This window comes from Lentzea sp. NPDC003310, assembly GCF_040610935.1.
GTDB lineage: Bacteria > Actinomycetota > Actinomycetes > Mycobacteriales > Pseudonocardiaceae > Lentzea.
The window spans coordinates 1-1,623 of record NZ_JBEXNC010000055.1 but is presented as its reverse complement, the minus strand read 5'-3'; the positions used below and the strand labels follow the sequence as shown (position 1 = coordinate 1,623).

The 1,623-nt window shown below is 54.9% G+C and carries 1 rRNA gene; it reads left to right on the top strand.

From position 1 onward, the window contains the following. Nucleotides 1-1,623: ribosomal RNA gene (locus tag ABZX02_RS43855) — 23S ribosomal RNA — on the top strand; the annotation flags it as partial.

The window sequence follows — 1,623 nt, the reverse complement described above, 5'->3', positions numbered from 1 at the left end:
TGCGCTCTGATATGATCTACCCATTGACTGGGTGAAGCGACGGTAAGACGTCGTGGAGGCCCGAACCCACTTAGGTTGAAAACTGAGGGGATGAGCTGTGGGTAGGGGTGAAAGGCCAATCAAACTCCGTGATAGCTGGTTCTCCCCGAAATGCATTTAGGTGCAGCGTCACGTGTTTCACGCCGGAGGTAGAGCTACTGGATGGCCTAGGGGGCCCACAAGCTTACCGAAGTCAGCCAAACTCCGAATGCCGGTGTGTGAGAGCGTGGCAGTGAGACTGCGGGGGATAAGCTTCGTAGTCGAGAGGGAAACAGCCCAGATCGCCGGCTAAGGCCCCTAAGCGTGTACTAAGTGGAAAAGGATGTGGGGTCGCTTAGACAACCAGGAGGTTGGCTTAGAAGCAGCCACCCTTGAAAGAGTGCGTAATAGCTCACTGGTCAAGTGATCCTGCGCCGACAATGTAGCGGGGCTCAAGTACACCGCCGAAGCCGCGGCATTCAGACATTAGATCGCCTTCGGGCCAGTCGTCTGGATGGGTAGGGGAGCGTCCTGTAGCCGTGGAAGCCACAGTGTGAACTAGTGGTGGAGGCTACGGGAGTGAGAATGCAGGCATGAGTAGCGAAAGACGAGTGAGAAACTCGTCCGCCGAATGACCAAGGGTTCCTGGGCCAGGTTAATCCGCCCAGGGTGAGTCGGGACCTAAGGCGAGGCCGACAGGCGTAGTCGATGGACAACGGGTTGATATTCCCGTACCCGTGTATCCGCGCCAAATATCGAATCAGTTGTGCTAAGTATCCAAATGTTCTCTTATCGAGCCTTCGGGTGAGAGGGAGGATTGCTGCATACGACCCTGGCTGTAGTAGGTAAGCGATGGGGTGACGCAGGAAGGTAGCTGGGCCAGGTGATGGAATACCTGGTGTAAGCCTGTAGGGCGCAACATAGGCAAATCCGTGTTGCATATGGCCTGAGAGGTGATGCGTAGCCGTTGTGGTGAATTCAGTGATCCTATGCTGCCGAGAAAAGCCTCTAGTGAGTTGGTACACGGCCCGTACCCCAAACCGACACAGGTGGTCAGGTAGAGAATACTAAGGCGATCGAGAGAACTGTGGTTAAGGAACTCGGCAAAATGCCCCCGTAACTTCGGGAGAAGGGGGACCACGCCTGGTGATGAGTCTTGCACTCGGAGCTGGGTGGGGTCGCAGAGACCAGAGAGAAGCGACTGTTTACTAAAAACACAGGTCCGTGCGAAGTCGTAAGACGATGTATACGGACTGACGCCTGCCCGGTGCCGGAAGGTTAAGAGGACCGGTTAGCGCTTCGGCGCGAAGCTGAGAATTTAAGCCCCGGTAAACGGCGGTGGTAACTATAACCATCCTAAGGTAGCGAAATTCCTTGTCGGGTAAGTTCCGACCTGCACGAATGGCGTAACGACTTCTCTGCTGTCTCAACCACAGACTCGGCGAAATTGCATTACGAGTAAAGATGCTCGTTACGCGCGGCAGGACGAAAAGACCCCGGGACCTTCACTATAGCTTGGTATTGGTGTTCGGTACGGTTTGTGTAGGATAGGTGGGAGACTTTGAAGCGGGTACGCCAGTATTCGTGGAGTCGTCGTTGAAATAC